Raw genomic sequence first — 19,191 nt, forward strand, 5'->3', positions numbered from 1 at the left:
GATTTTTGTGAATAAAAAAGCTTTATGGAAAGATATTTGGCGCGAAGTTTGGCAGACGAAAAGTCGCTTCTTCTCGATTTTAGCTTTAATTATGCTCGGCGTTGCTTTTTTCGCAGGTTTAAAAGCGACGGGTCCCAATATGTTATTAACGGCGAATCAATATTATACGGATTACGGTTTGACTGATAACGTCGTGCAATCGACTTATGGATTAGACGAAACGGACGAAGCGGCACTAAAAAAAACGCCGGGCGTGAAACGCGTTGAAATGCAATATACGGCTGACTTGCTCTTAAAGCAAAATAAAGCGGTCATGCGCTTATATTCTTACACGGAAACGCAAAAAGTAAACCAATATCAAGTTGAATCTGGTCACCTCCCCGAAAAGTCAGGAGAAGTCGCACTTGACGCCACGGAGGCGATGAAAAAAGATTTTAAAATCGGAGACAAGGTCACTTTTGTTAAAAATAATGGCGCCAAGCCGAGCGATACGCTGAAGCGTGATACATACACTGTGGTCGGTTTTGTGAACAGTCCGATGTTCATTGAAACGAACGGTCGCGGGACGAGTTCCATTGGAAAAGGAAAAACAGATGCGATTGCTGTTGTGCCAAAGCAAGATTTCGATATGTCGGTCTATACGCAAGCCAATTTGACATTTACGAATACGGCAGGCGAAGCGGCTTTTTCAGATGCTTACAATGAGGCGGCGGACGCAAATGAAAAGCAAATTGAAAAAGTCCTCGACAAGCAAGCGGATAAACGGTTCACCAAAATTCAAAATGACGCAAAAGCTAAAATTGCTGACGGCGAACAGAAATGGCAAGATGGCCGTGCTGAACTGGCGGAAAACCAAGCCAAATTAGATGCGGCGAAGCAGGAACTGGATAGTGGCTTTGCGAAATATAAGACTTCGAAGGCAGAATTTGATGCGCAGATGCAAACGAGCGAGGCCGAACTCGCGACAGGGCGTGAAAAATTGCGTGTCGCACAGCAAAACATGACGGACGCGAAGGCAAAAATTGCAACGGGTGAGCAGGAAATCAAACAGGCGAAAGAGCAATTGGCAGCCGGAAGAGCCGATTTAGACGCGGCACAAGCCGAACTTGATGCGAAACGTGCGGCGCTTGTTCAAATGGAAGGGGCGGCGAAGGCACAGCTTGAAGCGGCAAATCAAAAACTGGCGGCGGAGCGTGCAAAATTAGATGCGGCAGAAAAAACGCTTGCGACGAAGCAGGCTGAACTAGATGCGGCGAAAGCAAAACTGGTGGCTGGTGAAAAGGAATATGCAGCAGGTGTCGCTGAATTAAACGCGGGCGAGGAAAAACTTCGTTCTGGCCGTTCAAAGGGTGAACGTGAACTAAATGCGGCGCTTGCCAAATTGAATGCTGGTCAAGCTGCATATGAGGCAAACTTGGCGACGTTTAATACGGAAAAGAAAAAAGCGGAAGCTGAACTGGCTGATGCGGAACAAGACTTGCAAATTGCGAAGGAAAAACTGGCGGATATGGAAAAACCGAAATATTACGTGCTAGACCGTTCGAGTTACCCGGGATACAATGAGTATAACGAAAATACGGAGCGCCTCACGTCACTTTCGACGGCCTTTCCAGCTTTCTTCTTCTTAATTGCAGCACTTGTTTGTTTGACGACCATGACGCGCATGGTGGAAGAACAGCGAACGTTTATCGGTACTTACAAAGCGCTCGGCTACAACAACACGGATATTATGAAGAAGTTTTTAGTTTACGGATCGCTTGCTAGTTTGGTGGGAACTGTTCTTGGACTCCTCGTTGGTTTTCAACTGTTCCCAAATGTCATTTTCAATGCATACGGGACGATGTATAAAATGCCACCAATTGAAATCGCCTTTTATCCAAGCTACAGCATTATTGGGCTTATTGTGGCGCTCGTCTGTACGACTGTAACGGCGTTTGTCGCTTGCTACGCAGAACTAAAAGCAAGTGCGGCAACACTAATGCGACCGAAAGCACCTAAAAAAGGGAAGCGCATTTTACTTGAGCGAGTCACACCGATATGGAAGCGAATGCGTTTTTCTGAAAAAGTAACCGCACGCAATATTTTCCGCTATAAACAGCGTATGCTAATGACGGTTATTGGGGTTGCGGGGTGTACAGCGCTGATTCTAACTGGTTTTGGTTTGCGCGATTCGATTAGCGATATTGCAACGCTCCAATATGGTAATATTATGAAATATGATGCACTTGTTTCGCGCGATACTACTGCAACGAAAACGCAAAATACAGAATATGAGAAATTGATGCAAGATATTAATATTACCGCACGCAAATCGGCTTCGCTAAATGCAATGGACGCGATTCAAACAGGGAAAAATCAAAGCGTTAACGTGACCGCATTTGAGTCGACAGCTGACTTAAACGACTTTATTGTATTACGCGATCGGAAAACTCACGCCGCTGTGCCACTTTCAAATAATGGCGTCGTCATCACCGAGAAACTCGCCGATTTATTTGATTTACAAGCAGGTGATGCGCTAACCGTGCGGGATGCGAATAACGAAGAGCACCAGCTAAAAGTGACGGGAATTGCCGAAAACTACGCCGGGCACTATGCTTATATGACGAAATCCTACTACACGAAAATCTTTCATGAGGCACCAAAATATAACACTGATTTACTAAATCTCAAAGATACCTCGCAAAAAACCGAGAATCGTTTTGCAGAAAAACTCATTGATGACGGGGCTGCTCTTCAAGTCACCTATTCAAACACGATTAGTTCGCTGTTGACAGATACACTGGATAGCTTAAATGTCGTGATGATTGTATTAATTGTTTCGGCGGCTATTTTAGCCTTTATTGTGCTTTACAATTTGACGAATATAAATGTTTCCGAACGAATCCGTGAATTATCAACGATTAAAGTGCTAGGCTTCTATCCAAAAGAAGTGACGCTGTACGTGTACCGTGAGAATATTATTTTAAGTATGATGGGAATTTTAGGCGGCTTTGTGTTAGGATTTTTCCTGCACCAGTATGTGATTACAACGGCGGAAATTGATAACATGATGTTTAGTCCAATGATTAGATGGCCAAGCTATTTATACTCAGCCATCTTGACCCTTGTTTTTTCCACGATTGTGATGCTCGTCATGCATGTTAAACTTAAACGGATTGATATGATTGAAGCGCTGAAATCAGTGGAATAAAGAGTAGCTACGTCTAAAAAGACGTGGCTATTCTTTTTGTTTTACTTTTTCAAGTGAGTAGCGTATATTAAATTTAGTTCAGGGGGTGAATCATTATGAATGAGAAGCAAATTAATCGTTTTGTAAACAGCTACATGCGCACATATATTTTTGCTTTTAAAGAAGTGAATCAAGCCATTGAAAATGTTCAATTTGAGCAAAAAAAGATTTCGGTCGAACAGTTTTTTTTGTTACGCGAGCTAACGCAAAATGGGAGCATGAGTGCAACAGAGCTCTCGAATTCATTGAACGTAAACAAAAGTGCGATTTCTGCTAAAATTCACAATTTGGAAGAAAAAGGCTTACTTGTGCGTACTGAAAATCCTACCGATAGACGTGCAATTATGCTTCATATTTCAGAAAGTGGGAATAGTATTTTTAAACTGTGCGAAATGGAAATGAAAAATCTTGTTCATAAATGGTTGCAACAACTTGGCGATGAAGATGCGGATTTGTTTATGAATTTATATGATAAAGTCATGGATTCGGTTGTGGAGACGCACGCAAGAGGAGGAAATAAAGTATGATGAATTGGGTCATGAAACTAAGGTGGGGAATCTTGGTAGCATGGATTGCAGCAGCGGCAGTCCTGATGTTAGTCGCACCAAGCATGCCTGATCTTGTTCGCGAAAAAGGGGAATTAAAGTTGCCGGACGGCTATCCATCAACTATGGCAACAGACCTCCAGAAAAAACATAATCCAGATAGTAAAGGTGAAGCTTACATCGCGGTTTATACGTCTGACACAAAACTTACGAACAAAGACTTTGACAATATTGAAAAATCACTGGATTCGATTAAAAAGGATAAAGAACAACTACACGTCACGGAAGTACTCGATAGCTTTGACACGCCTGAATTGAAGGATCAGTTTTTATCGAAGGATGGCAAGACGCTTGTCGCGAGTTTGACGGTCGACGCAGGCGACACACCGGTAAAAGAAATTCGTGCTGATTTAGACAAAAAAATGAATGTTCAAGGTGTTGACACGTATTTAACGGGTAACGCGCTCATTCAAGAGGACGTTGTGCAAGGCTCAGAGGACGGTTTACATAAAACAGAAGGCATTACGGTAGCGTTCATTCTCGTTGTGCTATTTCTTGTGTTCCGTTCGGTCATCGCACCGTTTATCCCACTTGTCACGGTTGGGATTAGTTATTTAGCGGCGCAAAGTATTGTCGCGTTTCTTGTGCAATATTTAAACTTCCCGGTTTCCACCTACACACAAATTTTCATGGTTTGTATCATGTTTGGCATCGGGACCGACTATTGTATTTTACTGATGAGTCGGTTTAAAGAGGAGGTTGGCAGTGGGCTTTCTGTGCGCGAAGCTGTGATAGAAACTTATCGTACAGCTGGGCGAACAGTCATTTATAGTGCAATCGCAGTCCTTGTCGCATTTCTTTCGCTTTATTTTGTACAATTCGACTTATACCGCTCTGCAGTTGCAGTCGGTGTAGGCATCGTGGTGCTCATGCTTTCGATTTACACGCTAGTACCATTTTTCATGGCAACACTCGGTCGGCATCTTTTCTGGCCGCTCAGTAAAAATATTGCGCATAAAGAAAATAAATTGTGGGGCGCTGCTGGAACACTCGCTTTCCTACGTCCGTTTGTTGCGCTCCTCATCGTTGGGCTCATTACGATACCGCCAATTATTTTGCATACGGGTGAAGAAAGCTTTAACTCACTCGATGAAATTAGTGATAAATATCCATCGAAAAAAGGTTTTGAAATCGTATCAGATAGCTTCGGGGCAGGTCAAGTAGCGCCAACACAAGTTTATCTTGAAAATGACGACAACATGAAAACGAGCGAATATATCGCACTGATTGAAAACATCTCGGCAGACCTTGCAAATTTAAAAGGAGTCGACATGGTGATGAGCGCCTCACGGCCAGCTGGAAAACGGCTTGATGATTTATATGTAAAAAATCAGGCTGACGCACTAAATCAAGGTGTCGGTAAAGCGAACAGTGGCGTTGGTGAAATTAAAAACGGACTTGATGAGGCGAACTCCGAAATAAGTAAATCGGGGCCGGCATTAAATTCAGCCATTTCAGGCGTTGATGCGCTTCAGTCGGGGACAAGCGAAACAAAGTCGGGCGTTTCACAGCTTGAAGCGGCTCTAAAACAAATTCAAACAGGGATTGAAAGCGGCGCAAGTGGAGCTGGTGAACTAGAAGAGGGCGTTAAAACGGCTCGTGCAGAGCTCACCAAACTGCAAAATGGGCAAACGCAGCTTTTAGACGGCTACAAGGAAGTTCAGGCGAATTTGCAGAAAATCTCCAATCAGCTTTCTAGCATGCAAAATGCGGACGGATCTGCGATTGATACTTCTGCGCTTACCAATCAAATTAAAAAAGTAGGGGCTTCACTTCAAACGTTTGCAGCGGCGCATCCGCAGGCTGCTCAAAACCCGGAGTTTAATCAACTAGTTCAAGATGTAGAGGGACTAGAAACGGCTGGAACACAGTTTAAATCGGAAATTGGCAAGCAGATGGCGCAAATTAAAACGCAAATGGAACAATTGAATGCGGGTATTGCTGCACTATCAGATGCGATGCAGCAACTGAATGCGCAGTCGGAGCAAATTTCAAGCGGGCTTAGCCAGTTTAACACTGGTTTAGCGGCGATTGAAACGGGCTTGTCCAGCCTCGAATCTGGTTTGAATCAAGCGGCAGCAGGGCAAAAACAAGTTGTGAGTCAGATGCCGCAAATCGAATCAGCGCTCACCCAAATTGAACAGGGCCAAGGAAGCTTGAAAGACGGTTTTTCCCAAATGAGTGGCCAAATTGGTCAACTTTCGACAGGACTACAAGCAAGCGTTGACGGGCTGGGACAAGTTCAAGACGGGCTCACGAGTGCGAGCGGTTTAGTCGGAGAGTGGGCGAAGGCGCCGTACTCCGAGTCTGGTGTGTTTGTGCCAGATGCGCTTCTTCAGGATGAAACGTATAATAAGGCGCTCAGCCAATATATTTCAAGCGACGGGAAGCTTGCGACGATTAATGTCGTGTTAACGAAAAACCCGTATTCCAATGCGGCGATGAATTCCATCGATGACATTAACGCGCAATTAGATGCAAGCTTAAAAGGCACAAAACTGGAAAACGCGAATGTTGGTATCGGTGGTATGACAAGTACAAACTACGATACGCGTGATATGTCCACATCGGATTATCACTTAGTCGTCATCTTAGTTCTCGTCAGTGTCTTTGTGACATTAGTCATCTTACTTCGTTCGCTTGTGATGCCACTCTACCTTGTTGGCTCGATTGTGCTAACATATTATGCGGCGCTTGGCTTTGCGGAAATTATTTTCACAAGGATTTTGGATTACAGCGGGCTAACGTGGGCGACGCCGTTCTTCGGGTTTGTTGTACTCGTTGCACTCGGAATCGATTATTCCATCTTCCTCATGAGCCGTTTCAACGAATATACAGGCATGGCAATTAAGGATCGAATGATTTTGACGATGAAAAATATGGGCGGCGTTATTTTCTCTGCGGTTCTCATTCTAGGCGGAACTTTTGCGGCGATGATGCCAGCTGGCGTGCTTTCGCTTCTTGAAATTGCGACAGTCGTCTTAATCGGCCTTATCCTATACGCCTTTGTCGTCTTACCACTATTTGTTCCAGTCATGGTTAAACTATTTGGCAGAAGCAATTGGTGGCCGTTCGTTCCAACAAAAGGTGAACGACACGAAGAACGTTAAGCAACAGCAAAAATCAAGCGAAGCCGTGTTAAAATGGCATTTTCGCTTGATTTTTGCTTTTTAATTTGGCATCAGTTCCATATTTTCGCTATAATAAAATTATGAAACAGACAGATGGAGGCACAAAACATGATTCAACTTGGAAATGATTGGGACGAACTTTTAGCAGCAGAATTTGAAAAAGACTATTACTTGAAACTTCGTGAATTTTTAAAATATGAGTATGGTTCGCGGCAAATCTATCCGGATATGTATTCGATTTTTAATGCGCTGAAATATACATCGTATGCTGATACCAAAGTCGTTATTTTAGGACAAGACCCGTATCACGGAGCAAATCAAGCGCATGGACTTTCGTTTTCCGTGCAAAAAGGAATTCCGGCTCCGCCGTCTTTGCAAAATATTTATTTAGAGTTGCAACAGGATTTAGGTTGCGCGCTTCCGAATAATGGCTATTTAAAACCGTGGACAGACCAAGGCGTATTGCTACTAAATACCGTGTTAACTGTTCAGGCAGGGCGCGCGAATTCGCATCATAATCGTGGTTGGGAAGGGCTGACAGATAAAATTATTGCGCTTTTAAACGAAAAAGAAGAGCCCGTCGTGTTTATATTGTGGGGCAAAAATGCCAAACAAAAACAAGCCGTGCTCACGAATCCCAATCACCTCACGTTAACCAGTTCCCACCCAAGCCCGTATTCCGCAAACTACGGATTCTTTGGGTCTAAACCGTTTTCCAAGACGAACATGTACCTCACCCAAAATGGTGTAACGCCAATAAACTGGCAAATTCCGAACTTATAAAAAATCCCCGAACAAAAAACTGTTCGGGGATTCGCTTATAATCGTGCCAAACGCTTTGCTTTTTCCGTGTTGGCAAAATGTTTTTTCGTATATTTTTCCAAAGTAGCTTCTCCGTAGGTTTTGATAATTTGAGCGGCAACTTGGTCGACTTTTGCTCCAGCGCCTTTTGTGAGCGGCATGTGAAGTTCTTGCTCCATTTCTGAAAAGGCTTCAACAAACTTATAGCGCGCGATGATGGAAGCGGCCGCAACCGATAAATGAAGTCCTTCTGCCTTGGTGGCAAAATAAACATGTTCGCGAACAACATCACTTTCTTTAGCTAAATAGCGATAATAGGTGTTCTTTTCCGCGAATTGATCGATTAAAATCGCTTCTGGTTGGGCAGGCCACATACGTCGTAAAACATTGCCGAGTGCGCGGTTATGGAGCATTGCTTTCATTTGTCCTTGATTCATTCCCTCATCGACAAGTTCATTGTATTTGGGATTTGGACAAAGCAAAACGCTGTGCGGAATAATCGGCATAATTTTTTCAGCAATGCGGCAAATTTCAGGATCTTTCATCGCTTTGGAATCTTTGACGCCAAGCGAAGTGAGTAGCGGCATTTGTTCTTTCGCGACATAAGCGGCACAAACGGTAATCGGACCGAAAAAGTCACCCGTGCCAACTTCATCAGAACCTAAAACATCTTTTCTGGCAAAGCCTTCTGGCAAGCTATTTGTTGCTACTTTAGGCGCTTGCTTCGGAAGCATTTGCCCCCATTTGGCTGCTTCGACTTCACCGCCGTTCCCTTGAAACATCACTTTCCCAGATTTATAGGCCGTTATCGAAACACTACCTTTTTTGGCAGAAAAAATAGCGCCTGGTGGGAGCTTCGGGTTCAGAAAATTCGCATATGCCTGCTTCATCTCCCCCAATTGATTGGTTGCTACTTGTATTACGGTATTTGCGATAAGTCCTCTTCCTCTCACGATTGGTCAATCGTATTGTATCACAATTTTAAGGACGCCAAAACAGTTTTAAGTCCAGAGGCTGATTATTTAGAATTTAAATGCTATATCTTTTCATAAAAAGCTTTTCGTGATAATATGAATTTACGAGAGCGATTCAAAAATGCGAGGTAAGGAGGGGAACAGAGTGGCAGAAAATGAAAGAAATAGAATTACAACATCCATTTATGGGCGTGATTATACGATTGTAGGCTCTGAACCGACCGAGCATTTACAGCATGTTGCGCATTTAGTAGACACTAAAATGCATGAAATTAGTGCTCAAAATCGTGCATTAGACAGTGGACGTCTTGCTGTCTTGACAGCAGTTAATGCAACACACGATTATGTGTTGTTAGAAGAAAAATATAATGCGCTAAAAAATGAATTAGCGAGATATAAAGGAAGAGACGTATGATTGTAGATATTATCATTATTATTTTACTTATAGGCGGTTTTTTTACCGGCTACCGAAATGGCTTTATTAGACAGCTTGTCGTGACATTAGGTTATTTTTTATCTTTCTTCGTGGCTTATCATTATTTTTCAGATTTAGCACCGCACTTAAGCTTTATCCCGTATCCGGGTGCTGATGCAACAGATTCAGTCTACAAACTGCTTGAAGTGTTGCATACAGAGGAAGCTTACTATAATGCCATTGCATTTATTCTTATCTTTTTAGCAGCAATTATCATCGTTCATATGATAAGCTCACTAATTGGAAATCGTACAAAAATTCCTGTTATTAGCCAAGTCAATGGTTTGATTGGTGGTATTTTAGGCGTCATTGCGATTTATTTATTTATCTTTGTCGTCCTATACTTAACAGCGATTTTCCCAGCTGAATGGGCAGAGAATCTGATTCAAGGCTCAAGTATTTCGGAATGGATACTCGAAAACACACCTATTCTTTCCGAACGCTTTTACGACTGGATGACTGGCGTTTTACCTGAATAACCTCAATACCAGCTTTTTAAGCTGGTTTCAGACTGATGATAAATGGCAATCTTCGGAGTTCTTGCCGCCGTTCCGGTCTTCACGTATACAAATACGCTCCAGTACGGTACTCGGCAATGCATGATTTAGCATCAGTATGATTGTGCGTGGTACGTTTTGTTTGACTTAAGTTTAAAGTTTGTGAAATAAGACCAGCTTAAAAAGCTGGTCTTATTTAAGGAAAAGGTAGTTACAAAGAGGTGAAGGTGATGGTGAAAAGTAAGAAAGATATTATTCGCTTACTTGAAGAAATTGCATTATATATGGAGTTAAAAGGGGAAAATGCCTTTAAAATTTCAGCGTTTCGAAAAGCAGCGCAAAGTATTGAATTAGATGACCGAAGTTTAAGCGAAATGGACGATATTACGAAGCTTTCTGGTATTGGGAAAACAACAGGAAGTATTATTACGCATTTTTTAGCGACCGGGGAATCGCCTGAACTTGATACACTGAAAAAAGAGGTGCCAGCTGGTCTTGTGCCGCTTCTTGATGTGCAAGGACTCGGTGGTAAAAAGATTGCACGTTTATATCAAGAACTGGGCGTTACGGATAAAGAATCGCTTTTAGTAGCGGCCGAGGAAGGGAAGATTACGGCGCTAGCTGGTTTTGGGCAAAAATCGGTCGATAAAATGGTGGAAGGTGTAAAGGCGTTAGGCGACCGCCCCGAGCGTTATCCAATTAAAGAAGTGCTGCCTGTTGCGAAACAAGTGGCGCAATTTTTAAATGGCATCGCTGAAATTGAAACGTACCAGGAAGCCGGAAGTTTGCGGCGGTTACGGGAAACCATTAAGGATTTGGATTTTGTCATTGCCACAACAGAAATCGAAAAAGTCCGCGAGAAATTGCTTTCCTTCGAGCTGATTGATGAAGTGATTGGCGCGGGGGATACGAAGGTTTCGGCAGAGCTTGATGCGGGAATTAAAATCTCGATTGATTTTCGCTTGGTGGAACCAAAATTTTTCGCAACGACACTGCACCATTTCACGGGCTCAAAAGAACATAATATTAAAATGCGCCAAATTGCGAAGGCGCGTTCGGAAAAAATTAGTGAATACGGCGTTGAGGATAATTCAGGCGAAAACCTCGTATTTGAATCGGAAACGGCATTTTTCAAGCATTTTGATTTGCCATTTATTCCACCAGAAGTAAGACGTGATGGCACGGAAGTGAGTCGAATTGCAAAGGAAAATTCATTTGTCCAGCTAGCGGATATTCGTGGTGATTTGCATATGCATACGACTTGGTCAGACGGGGCATACTCGATTGCGGAAATGGTTCAGGCATGTATTCAAAAAGGTTATGAATACATGGTGATTACCGACCATGGTAAATTTTTGCGGGTTGCAAATGGCTTAAACGAAGAGCGGCTCAAAAAGCAGATGGAGGAAATCCAAAAGGCGGCATCGCAATATCCGGAAATTGACATTTATCACGGCGTAGAAATGGATATTTTAACGGATGCAACGCTTGATTTTTCTGACGAGATTTTGAGCGAGCTCGATTTTGTCATTGCATCGATTCATTCGGGATTTTCAGGGTCGGAAAAAGAAATCATGCAGCGGCTTTCGGTAGCTGTAGAAAACCCGTATGTTCGTTTGATTGCGCACCCGACTGGACGCGTGATTGGCAGGCGAAATCCGTATTTAGTCAATATGGAAGAATTGGTTAAAATGGCGCAAGGAACTAAAACGGCACTTGAACTTAATGCGAATCCGGAGCGCCTTGATTTAAACGCAGAGCATTTACAGCTTGCGAAAGAAAATCATGTAAAAATTGCAATTAATACAGATGCACATGATACGCGTCATTTGGATTTTATGGAACTTGGCGTGCGTGCGGCTACAAAAGGCTGGCTTTCAAAAGAGGATTTCATCAACACGATGTCGAAAGAGGCTTTCAAGCAGTTTTTGCAGAAGAAATAAAGGAATGAAAAAATATGGAGAAAAAAGTCGAGCATGTTTTAGAGTTTGATAAAATAAAAAAATTACTGGAACCCTTCGCCGTTTCTACGCTTGGTGTGGAGGCCATTCGCAGCTTAGAGCCCGAAACCTCGCTTGCTACGGTTCAAAAAATGCAAAGCGAAACAGAGGAAGGCGCCAAAATCATTCGTTTGAAGGGAAGTGCGCCGATTACTGGCTTGAGCGATGTAGCTCAGCACCTGAAGCGTTTAGAAATTGGTGGGGATTTAAACGGCCTTGAAGTCTACCAAGTGGGAAGTAACTTGCGTGTCAGTCGGCTGATGAAAAACTTCATGGACGATTTAGAAGAAATTGGCGTTGAACTGCCGCTGTTATTTGAGCTGGCTAGAGAGATTTTAGTCCTCCGTGATGTAGAAGAAGAAATTAATTTAACGGTTGATGAGGCCGGATATATTTTGGACACGGCGAGCGAAACGCTCCGTTCTGTGCGCTCCTCGCTAACTCGCACGGAAGGTCGTGTGCGCGAAAAATTGGAAAGCTTACTGCGCGATCGAAATGCGGCTACGATGTTAAGCGACGCGATTATTACGATTCGAAATGATCGTTATGTTATTCCCGTGAAGCAGGAATATCGCAGTCATTACGGCGGCGTCATTCACGATCAGTCGGCTTCTGGCCAAACGCTCTTCGTTGAGCCGCAAAGCGTTGTTGATTTAAATAACGAACGCCGCGCTCTTCAAGCGAAGGAAAATCAAGAAATGGAGCGCATTCTCGCTGAAATGTCCGCGAAATTGGCGGAATTCATTCAAGAAATCCATCATAATTCGTACATTTTAGGACGTTTTGACTTTATTTTGGCTAAAGCAAGGTTTGGGAAGTCACTAAAAGCGGTTACGCCACATTTGAATGAAGAAGGCATTACCAAATTGTTTGCGGCTAGACACCCCCTTTTAGACCAAGAGCATGTGGTTTCAAATGATATTCTGCTAGGTGATGGGTATTCTGCGATTGTGATTACAGGGCCGAACACAGGTGGGAAGACGATTACGCTGAAAACGCTTGGACTTTTGACGATTATGACGCAAGCGGGGCTGCAAATTCCGGCACAAGAAGAATCAGTTGTTGCGATTTATGATGATGTTTTTGCAGATATTGGTGATGAACAGTCGATAGAGCAAAGTTTGAGTACATTTTCTTCGCATATGACAAACATTGTTTCGATTTTGCAGAAAATGAATCATCGTTCGCTCGTCCTTTTTGATGAGCTTGGCGCGGGAACGGACCCGCAAGAAGGGGCGGCGCTTGCAATTGCTATTTTAGATGAGGTCGCGAAACGCGGGGCGAGTGTCGTGGCGACAACGCATTATCCAGAATTAAAAGCCTACGGGTACAATCGTGCTTTTGCGACAAATGCATCGGTTGAATTTAATGTGGAAACGCTAAGTCCGACATATAAATTGCTAATTGGTATTCCGGGGCGAAGCAATGCGTTTGAAATTTCGCGCCGTTTAGGGCTTAACAATGCTGTTATTGAAGGAGCTAGGGCGCTTGTTGATACGGAAAGTGCCGATTTAAACGAGATGATTTCGAGCTTGGAAGAAAAACGCAATTTGGCCGAAAAAGAATACGAGGAAGCGGCGGAACTTGCAGGGGATGCCGAAAAACTTTTGAAGGATTTACAAAAGGAAATTCAAACGTATTATGCGCAAAAAGAGAAGTTACTCGAACGCGCAAATGAAAAGGCAAGTGAAGTTGTGGAAGCGGCGGAAGTGGAGGCGGAGTCAATCATTCGGGAGTTGCGCGAACTGCAACTTCGCGGGGCATCAGGCGTCAAGGAACATGAGTTGATTGATGCAAAATCGCGTCTAGCGGGCGCAAAACCGAAAACCATTCAAAAAAATGTTGTTCATCCTGTCAAAAAAGTGGCACATAAATATCAGGAAGGTGACGCCGTTCGGGTGCTCTCTTTAGGTCAAAAAGGCGTGCTTTTAGACAAAGTGAGCGAAAAAGAATGGAACGTCCAAATTGGGATTATTAAAATGAAAATAAAAGAAACTGATTTGGAATACATTCAGCCTGAAAAGCCGAAAAAACAACGCGTAATTACAAATGTTCGAAATACGGAACCAGTGCGCGCAGAACTTGATCTCCGCGGCATGCGTTACGAAGACGCACTTTTTGAAGTCGATAAATATATTGATGAAGCGCTACTTGCCGGCTATCCGCGTGTGGCGATTATTCACGGAAAAGGAACTGGCGCGCTTAGAACGGGCGTCACGGAGTTTTTGAAAAACCACCGCATGGTAAAAAGTATTCGTTTTGGCGATGCAGCTGAAGGCGGAAATGGCATCACAATTGCTGAATTGAAGTAGTGAGCAAAAAGATGGCTCTATGCGTCTAGCTGGTGCTATACTAAGTATACAAATTGTGTTAGGAGTTGAAACAAGCATGGCTAATATACTTGAAATTACCGATGCAAATTTTGAACAAGAAACAAAAGAAGGTTTAGTGCTTACAGATTTCTGGGCAACGTGGTGTGGTCCTTGCCGCATGGTTGCGCCAGTTTTAGAAGAAATTGCGAATGAACGTGGCGAAAGCTTAAAAATCGTCAAAATGGACGTAGATGAAAATCAAGAAACACCAAGCAAATTTGGCGTTATGAGTATCCCAACTCTGCTTATTAAAAAAGATGGCGAAGTAGTGGATACAATCATTGGCTATCGTCCAAAAGAAGAGCTCGACGAAGTCATTAATAAATATGTATAATGCTACCAAATTATGGTAAAATAAAGACATCGCAAATTTTTGCGATGTCTTTTGTATGATGATAAGGAGTTGATCAAATGGTATCCGCACACTTGCAAAATAAATTAGCACTTCTACCTGATCAGCCAGGTTGTTACTTAATGAAAGATAAGCAAGGCACCATCATTTATGTGGGGAAAGCCAAGATACTTAAAAATCGTGTGCGTTCTTACTTTACTGGCGCCCACGACATTAAAACGCAGCGTTTAGTCCAAGAAATAGAGGATTTTGAATATATTGTAACGAGCTCGGACGTGGAGGCGCTCCTCCTCGAGATTAACTTGATTAAAAAGCATGATCCGCGCTTTAATATTCGTTTAAAAGATGATAAAACCTATCCTTTTATTAAAATTACGAATGAAAGGCACCCGCGTCTGATTATCACAAGACAAGTCAAAAGAGACAAAGGGAAGTACTTTGGACCGTATCCGAATGTATACGCCGCAAATGAAGTGAAAAAAATATTAGACAGGCTGTATCCACTTCGCAAATGCACTACCTTGCCGAACAAAGTCTGTTTATATTACCATCTAGGCCAGTGTTTGGCGCCGTGCGTTTTTGAAGTGGACCAATCCACCTATAAAAAAATGTCGGACGAAATCGTCAGCTTCTTAAACGGCGGGTACAAAGATGTCAAAAAGGAATTGATTGTCAAAATGGATGCGGCCGCAACCGATATGCAGTTCGAAAAAGCAGCCGAATTCCGCGACCAAATTACGGCGATTGAAACGACAATGGAAAAACAAAAAATGACGATGAACGATTTTGTTGACCGTGACGTATTTGGTTACGCCATTGATAAAGGCTGGATGTGCGTCCAAGTTTTCTTCATTCGCCAAGGAAAGCTCATCGAACGCGATGTGTCACAATTTCCGTTTTATACAGAAGCAGAAGAAGATTTCTTGACGTTCATTGGCCAGTTTTATCAAAAAGCAAACCATATCCCGCCTAAAGAAATTTACTTGCCAGATGACATCGACCATGAAGCAGTGCAAGCTCTTTTACCAGATACAAAAATCATCGTTCCGAAACGTGGGAATAAAAAAGACCTAGTGAAGCTAGCCTATAAAAACGCCAAAATTGCGCTCAATGAGAAATTTATGTTACTTGAGCGGAATGAAGAGCGAACAGTCGGTGCTGTTGAAAAACTGGGGGAACAAATGGGCATTCCAACACCTTCGCGCATTGAAGCTTTCGATAATTCCAACATTTATGGAACTGATCCAGTTTCTGCTATGGTCACCTTTTTGGACGGTAAGCCAAGTAAAAATGATTATCGTAAATATAAAATTAAGACGGTTGAAGGGCCAGATGATTACGCTACAATGCGTGAAGTTGTACGAAGACGCTACTGGCGCGTATTAAAAGAAGGCTTGCCATTACCCGACTTAATTTTAATCGACGGAGGAAAAGGCCAAATTGATAGCGCAAAAGATGTTTTAATCAATGAGTTAGGGCTTGATATTCCCGTTGCAGGACTTGCAAAAGATGATAAGCATCGCACGAGTCAGCTTCTGTTCGGGGACCCACTTGAAATCGTTCCGCTTGGAAGAAATAGCCAAGAATTTTACTTGTTGCAACGCATTCAAGATGAAGTCCACCGCTTTGCCATCACTTTTCATCGGCAACTGCGCAGTAAATCTGGCTTCCAGTCCATTTTAGATGGCATTCCTGGTGTCGGACCGGGACGTAAGAAGAAAATTTTAAGCCATTTTGGCTCCATGAAAAAAATTAAAGCGGCATCGGTTGAAGAACTTGCTGAAAGCGGTATTCCAAAACAAGTCGCAGAAGCCGTCTATCAAAAAGTCCGCGAAGTGAATGCAAAATTAGCTGAAAAAGAAGAATAGAGGGGAACGAAATGGGTCTAGTCGTTTTAAAATTTGGTGGAACTTCGGTAAGTTCCGTTGCTAAAATTCAAAAAACAGCAGAACAGGCAATCCGTGAATCTGAAAAAGGGCATCAAGTTATTGTCGTCGTATCTGCTATGGGAAAATCTACAGATAAGCTGGTGCAAATGGCAGAAGAAATCTCCAAAACGCCTAGCAAACGCGAAATGGATATGTTGCTTTCAACAGGCGAACAAGTGACGATTGCACTTCTTTCCATCGCACTTCAAGAAATGGGGCAGGAGGCTGTTTCCTTTACAGGCTGGCAAGCGGGCATTGAAACCGAAGAGGTGCATGGTAACGCCCGAATTTTAGACATCGAAAGAGAAAAAATTACGGCGGCACTTCAGGCGGGCAAAATTGTCATTGTTGCGGGCTTCCAAGGCGTGACGCAAAGCGGAGAAATTACAACGCTTGGTCGCGGCGGCTCCGATACAACAGCGGTTGCCCTTGCAGCCGAATTTGCAGCCGAAAAATGTGCGATATGTACAGATGTGGACGGCGTATATACAACTGATCCGAGGTTTATTAAAAAAGCAAAAAAACTGGCGCAATTAACGTATGATGAAATGTTGGAGCTTGCGAATTTAGGAGCCGGCGTTTTACATCCGCGTTCTGTGGAATATGCGAAGAATTTTAAAATCCCGCTTGAAGTGCGTTTAAGCCATGGGGTGGAAAATGGGACGATGATTGAGGAGGAGATTTATGTGGAGAGTGCAAAAGTAGTTCGCGGCATCGCGTTTGAGGACCAAATTACGCGCGTGACGATTCATTGGAGCGAAAAAGAAAATATGCGTGTCTCAAAAGTGTTTTCGGAACTTGCGAAAAATAATATTGACGTGGACATTATTATTCAAGGCATTACGGGACTTGGCCATGGCAATCTTTCCTTCACAATTAAATCGGCGGCGCTCTTAAACACGCTTGCTGTTCTTGAAAATAAAAAAGCAGAAATCCAATATGAAAAACTTGAATCTGAACAACATTTAGCCAAAGTTTCCATTGTTGGTTCTGGTATGGTATCGAACCCTGGTGTGGCGGCGCGGATGTTTGAGGCGCTCACTGAAAATGACGTAGCAATCAAAATGATTAGCACGTCAGAGATTAAAGTTTCTACCGTCGTGCCAGATCGAAAAATGATTGAAGCAGCCCAAGTTTTGCATGATACCTTTGAATTAGAAGACTAGAAAGTGACTTTTTGTCGCACACCTTCAATCTATGGATTGAAGGTGTGTTTATTTTTGCTATAAAACGGTAGACTTTCCCAATTTAAAAACCCGCCTGAATGAGGCGAGTTAAAAGGTGTGTCTATTAACGAATATCACGGAATAAACCAATGACTTTCCCTAAAATCGATACTTGGTTTAAAATAATGGGTTCCATAGTGTCATTTTCGGGTTGTAAGCGGAAATGATTCGCTTCTTTAAAGAAACGTTTACAAGTTGCTTCGTCTTCATCTGTCATTGCAACTACAATTTCTCCGTTTGTTGCATTACTTTGTTTTCGAACAATAACTTTGTCTCCGTCTAAGATGCCGGCATTAATCATGCTTTCACCATCAATTTCTAACATAAAAATATCTTTTTCACCGGCAGCCATGCTCTCAGGCAGCGGGAAGTATTCATCAATGTTTTCAATCGCAGTAATGGGCATTCCAGCCGTCACTTTCCCAATTAAGGGGATATTCACAACAGCAGGAGTAGGAACATCATCTTCCATCGACAAGATTTCAATGGCACGAGGTTTTGTCGGGTCACGTCTAATAAGTCCTTTTGTTTCCAAACGAGCAAGATGGCCATGGACAGTTGAACTTGAAGCTAAACCTACAGCTTCGCCAATTTCACGAACAGAGGGCGGATAGCCTTTGTCCTTAACTTCAGATTTTATAAATTCATATATATCTTGTTGTCGCTTTGATAATTTCATGGTTTTCACCCCGTTATTTTAATTAGTTGTTACCAATAGTATAGCAAATGTTTTTTGGATATGCAAACAAAGGTTCGATTTTTTTGTTGACAAAAACGAACGAACGTTCTATAATAATAAAAAAGCGAACATATATTCCGTTGGAGGGGATTAAGATGACTTTGAAATTATTTTGGGATAAATACTATATTGCGATTATCTTTGTTGTTGCTTCTGTACTTATGGGATTAACATTACTATTTTATGCGAGTGCAACAAATGAAAATAAATATTCAACGATTGACGTAGCATCTGGAGATTCATTATGGGTTCTTGCGAATGAACATGCCGAAAAAGCGAACATGGATAAAATGACTTTTATTAAGTGGGTTGAAAAAGAAAATCATTTAAATAACAGCACATTAAAAGCGGGAGATGAAATTGTTATTCCGATTAAGAAAAATGAGATGAACCGCGACTCAACAATTCAATTAGCAAATGAGTAATTTTGTACAGTAATACGTTTTAAATAAAGAGTACGAACTAAAAATATATTCAGCAGCAATCGGTCGCAACGAACTGGTTTTACATTTTATGCTATAATAAAAGAAACACATTGATGAATAGGATGAAATTTATGTTGGAAAAAGCTAAAATTAATCGAATTAATGAACTTTCTCGTAAGAAAAAATCAGAAGGCTTAACAGCTGATGAAAAAATAGAGCAAGAAGAATTGCGGAAAGAATATTTAAAATCATTTCGGACACATATGAAAGGAACCATTGAGAATACAACAATCTTAGATCCGAATGGAAAGGATATCACCCCTTCAAAGGTGAAACAAATGCGCAAAAAAAGAAAATAAATAGCTGAAATGAGCATAAATGAACAAACGAACAAAAAGTTTGATCATTTATGCTTTTTTGGTTGTGTAATTTAAGTT

The 19,191-nt window shown here is 42.3% G+C and carries 15 protein-coding genes; 13 read left to right on the forward strand and 2 right to left on the reverse strand.

Annotated elements, in window-relative coordinates; all coding sequences use genetic code 11:
- Positions 1-7 precede the first annotated feature (7 nt).
- From CFS04_RS01270 to CFS04_RS01285, 4 genes are all read left to right on the forward strand, one after another.
- On the forward strand, positions 8-3,190 hold the full coding sequence (locus CFS04_RS01270) for an ABC transporter permease (protein ID WP_088808793.1): 3,183 nt from the start codon (positions 8-10) through the stop codon (positions 3,188-3,190).
- 95 nt (positions 3,191-3,285) lie between these two features.
- Entirely contained in the window at positions 3,286-3,756 is a 471-nt protein-coding gene (locus CFS04_RS01275) for a MarR family winged helix-turn-helix transcriptional regulator (protein ID WP_088808794.1), read from the forward strand.
- Complete coding sequence (locus CFS04_RS01280) at positions 3,756-6,944, forward strand: MMPL family transporter (RefSeq protein WP_088809067.1); 3,189 nt, start codon at positions 3,756-3,758, stop codon at positions 6,942-6,944. Before CFS04_RS01275 ends, CFS04_RS01280 begins: the two co-directional genes overlap by 1 nt.
- A 129-nt stretch (positions 6,945-7,073) precedes the next feature.
- On the forward strand, positions 7,074-7,748 hold the full coding sequence (locus tag CFS04_RS01285) for a uracil-DNA glycosylase (protein ID WP_088808795.1): 675 nt from the start codon (positions 7,074-7,076) through the stop codon (positions 7,746-7,748).
- 35 nt (positions 7,749-7,783) lie between these two features.
- Here the strand turns inward: CFS04_RS01285 and rnhC are convergent, their stop codons facing one another.
- A complete protein-coding gene (gene rnhC, locus CFS04_RS01290; protein ID WP_088809068.1) occupies positions 7,784-8,701 on the reverse strand; it encodes a ribonuclease HIII in 918 nt (305 codons plus the stop codon).
- A 160-nt stretch (positions 8,702-8,861) separates the two neighbouring features.
- Between rnhC and zapA the strand changes: the two genes are divergently transcribed.
- From zapA to CFS04_RS01325, 7 genes are all read left to right on the forward strand, one after another.
- Positions 8,862-9,155: a cell division protein ZapA gene (gene zapA / locus CFS04_RS01295; RefSeq protein WP_179946365.1), complete on the forward strand. Its 294-nt coding sequence runs from the start codon at positions 8,862-8,864 to the stop codon at positions 9,153-9,155.
- A complete protein-coding gene (locus tag CFS04_RS01300) occupies positions 9,152-9,694 on the forward strand; it encodes a CvpA family protein (RefSeq protein ID WP_088808797.1) in 543 nt (180 codons plus the stop codon). The genes zapA and CFS04_RS01300 overlap by 4 nt, the downstream gene beginning before the upstream one ends.
- A gap of 248 nt (positions 9,695-9,942) precedes the next feature.
- Positions 9,943-11,655, forward strand: a complete 1,713-nt coding sequence (gene polX / locus CFS04_RS01305; RefSeq protein ID WP_179946366.1) for a DNA polymerase/3'-5' exonuclease PolX — start codon at positions 9,943-9,945, stop codon at positions 11,653-11,655.
- A gap of 14 nt (positions 11,656-11,669) precedes the next feature.
- Positions 11,670-14,024 carry an endonuclease MutS2 gene (locus tag CFS04_RS01310; protein ID WP_088808798.1) on the forward strand — a complete coding sequence of 785 codons (2,355 nt, stop codon included), beginning with the start codon at positions 11,670-11,672 and terminating at the stop codon, positions 14,022-14,024.
- Positions 14,025-14,100: 76 nt separating this feature from the next.
- Entirely contained in the window at positions 14,101-14,418 is a 318-nt protein-coding gene (gene trxA, locus CFS04_RS01315; protein ID WP_088808799.1) for a thioredoxin, read from the forward strand.
- Between the two features lie 77 nt (positions 14,419-14,495).
- Entirely contained in the window at positions 14,496-16,304 is a 1,809-nt protein-coding gene (uvrC, locus tag CFS04_RS01320; RefSeq protein WP_088808800.1) for an excinuclease ABC subunit UvrC, read from the forward strand.
- Between the two features lie 11 nt (positions 16,305-16,315).
- A complete protein-coding gene (locus CFS04_RS01325; protein WP_088808801.1) occupies positions 16,316-17,530 on the forward strand; it encodes an aspartate kinase in 1,215 nt (404 codons plus the stop codon).
- Between the two features lie 124 nt (positions 17,531-17,654).
- Here the strand turns inward: CFS04_RS01325 and lexA are convergent, their stop codons facing one another.
- Complete coding sequence (lexA, locus tag CFS04_RS01330; protein ID WP_088808802.1) at positions 17,655-18,269, reverse strand: transcriptional repressor LexA; 615 nt, start codon at positions 18,267-18,269, stop codon at positions 17,655-17,657.
- A gap of 155 nt (positions 18,270-18,424) precedes the next feature.
- Here lexA and yneA point away from each other — a divergent pair, with 155 nt between their 5' ends.
- Positions 18,425-18,754: a cell division suppressor protein YneA gene (gene yneA / locus CFS04_RS01335; RefSeq protein ID WP_088808803.1), complete on the forward strand. Its 330-nt coding sequence runs from the start codon at positions 18,425-18,427 to the stop codon at positions 18,752-18,754.
- 131 nt (positions 18,755-18,885) lie between these two features.
- Positions 18,886-19,113, forward strand: a complete 228-nt coding sequence (locus CFS04_RS01340; RefSeq protein WP_088808804.1) for a DUF896 domain-containing protein — start codon at positions 18,886-18,888, stop codon at positions 19,111-19,113.
- The last annotated feature ends 78 nt before the right edge of the window (positions 19,114-19,191 follow it).

The organism is Listeria sp. ILCC796, assembly GCF_900186175.1.
In the GTDB taxonomy this organism is placed as follows: Bacteria; Bacillota; Bacilli; order Lactobacillales; family Listeriaceae; genus Listeria; species Listeria goaensis.

Coding starts and splice junctions, on each gene's coding strand:
- CFS04_RS01275 (WP_088808794.1), top strand. CDS start 3,286: ATGAATGAGAAGCAAATTAATCGTTTTGTAAACAGCTACATGCGCACA.
- CFS04_RS01280 (WP_088809067.1), top strand. CDS start 3,756: ATGAATTGGGTCATGAAACTAAGGTGGGGAATCTTGGTAGCATGGATT.
- CFS04_RS01285 (WP_088808795.1), top strand. CDS start 7,074: ATGATTCAACTTGGAAATGATTGGGACGAACTTTTAGCAGCAGAATTT.
- zapA (WP_179946365.1), top strand. CDS start 8,862: ATGCGAGGTAAGGAGGGGAACAGAGTGGCAGAAAATGAAAGAAATAGA.
- CFS04_RS01300 (WP_088808797.1), top strand. CDS start 9,152: ATGATTGTAGATATTATCATTATTATTTTACTTATAGGCGGTTTTTTT.
- polX (WP_179946366.1), top strand. CDS start 9,943: ATGGTGAAAAGTAAGAAAGATATTATTCGCTTACTTGAAGAAATTGCA.
- CFS04_RS01310 (WP_088808798.1), top strand. CDS start 11,670: ATGGAGAAAAAAGTCGAGCATGTTTTAGAGTTTGATAAAATAAAAAAA.
- trxA (WP_088808799.1), top strand. CDS start 14,101: ATGGCTAATATACTTGAAATTACCGATGCAAATTTTGAACAAGAAACA.
- uvrC (WP_088808800.1), top strand. CDS start 14,496: ATGGTATCCGCACACTTGCAAAATAAATTAGCACTTCTACCTGATCAG.
- CFS04_RS01325 (WP_088808801.1), top strand. CDS start 16,316: ATGGGTCTAGTCGTTTTAAAATTTGGTGGAACTTCGGTAAGTTCCGTT.
- lexA (WP_088808802.1), bottom strand. CDS start 18,269: ATGAAATTATCAAAGCGACAACAAGATATATATGAATTTATAAAATCT.
- yneA (WP_088808803.1), top strand. CDS start 18,425: ATGACTTTGAAATTATTTTGGGATAAATACTATATTGCGATTATCTTT.
- CFS04_RS01340 (WP_088808804.1), top strand. CDS start 18,886: ATGTTGGAAAAAGCTAAAATTAATCGAATTAATGAACTTTCTCGTAAG.